The organism is Teichococcus deserti (assembly GCF_001982615.1).
Classification (GTDB): Bacteria; Pseudomonadota; Alphaproteobacteria; order Acetobacterales; family Acetobacteraceae; genus Pseudoroseomonas; species Pseudoroseomonas deserti.
The window spans coordinates 1-769 of sequence record NZ_MLCO01000538.1 but is presented as its reverse complement, the minus strand read 5'-3'; the positions used below and the strand labels follow the sequence as shown (position 1 = coordinate 769).

The following is a 769-nucleotide window of genomic DNA, read 5'->3' as shown; positions in this document are numbered from 1 at the left end:
GGGCGTGCCGCCGCCGAAGAAGATCGAGGCGAGCCGGCGCCGCTCCTGCCCCTGCTGCGCCAGGCGGGCCGCCTCATAGGCCAGCTCGCGCCGCAGCGCCGCGCCGAAGCGCAGGCCATCGACCCGCTCGCGGACATGGCTGTTGAAGTCGCAATAGGGGCATTTGGCCGCGCAGAACGGCCAGTGGACATAGAGCGCCAAAGGCTCGGTCGTGGCGACGGGCGGCAGGAGGTCGGCGGCGGCGGGCATGGGCGGCATATGGCGCGCGGCGCCCCCGCAGGTCCAGCTCCCCGAGGCTGGCGCAGGGCAGCCCCGCGTCGCGACGCGCCGGGTCGCGACACGAAAGCATCATGCGATTCGCACGCGCGCCGGGCCGGTTTGCCTTGACCCGGCGCGGCGCCATCCGCGAGCATGGCTCCACATGATGCGCCCAGGATCGTCGGCCCTTTCCGCGGTCTCGGGCGGCCTGTCCGCTTGACCCGCGGCCGCGCCGCCCGCACATCCGCCCGCGATGCCACCCCGAGCCGGGGTGGCCCCGGCCGGCCTGTGCCGCTGGCCCCCGCAGTTCCGGACCCCCGCGCGCCATGACCTCTGCCGCCCCTTTCCCTGCCGCCCCTCTGCCCGCCGCCCCTCTCCCTGCCCCCCCTCTGCCTGCCCCCCCTCTCCCCCCCCCGCCCCTGCCTGCCCCCCCCCTGCCCCCCCCCGCCCCCCCCCCCGCGCCCGCCATCCACCCCCCCGCCCCCGCCGATCGCCCCCCCCCCCCACAGCA

1 protein-coding gene is annotated in these 769 nt (G+C 77.8%); it reads right to left on the bottom strand.

All coding sequences use genetic code 11. The features are described 5' to 3' along the window. The coding region (locus BKE38_RS29860; protein WP_367596577.1) for a radical SAM protein at positions 1-258 on the bottom strand (258 nt) is incomplete at its 3' end. Between the last annotated feature and the right edge of the window lie 511 nt (positions 259-769).